The organism is Amycolatopsis sp. SB7-3 (assembly GCF_041021335.1).
Taxonomy (GTDB): Bacteria; Actinomycetota; Actinomycetes; order Mycobacteriales; family Pseudonocardiaceae; genus Amycolatopsis; species Amycolatopsis japonica.
Genome location: NZ_JBFPJQ010000019.1, coordinates 1 through 257 on the forward strand (window position 1 = coordinate 1; position 257 = coordinate 257).

Consider the following 257-nt stretch of genomic DNA (forward strand, 5'->3'; position numbering starts at 1 on the left):
GAGGCGCTGGACCGGACCGAGCCGCGCAAGGTGGCGGAGTCGGTGCAGGCGATGGGCTTGCGCTACTCGACGGTGACCGGTGTGGCGCGTGACGATCTGGAGGATGGCGGTGCGTGGCTGTACGCGGAGACCGTCCGTCAGATCCATGCGTTGAACCCGGGTACGGGTGTGGAGCTGTTGATTCCGGATTTCAACGCGGATCCGGAGCAGCTGGCGGAGGTGTTCGGTTCGCGGCCGGAGGTTCTGGCGCACAACGT

General features: G+C 66.5%; 1 pseudogene. It reads left to right on the forward strand.

The features are described 5' to 3' along the window. Positions 1 to 257, forward strand: a pseudogene (locus AB8M46_RS39955) (lipoyl synthase); the annotation flags it as partial.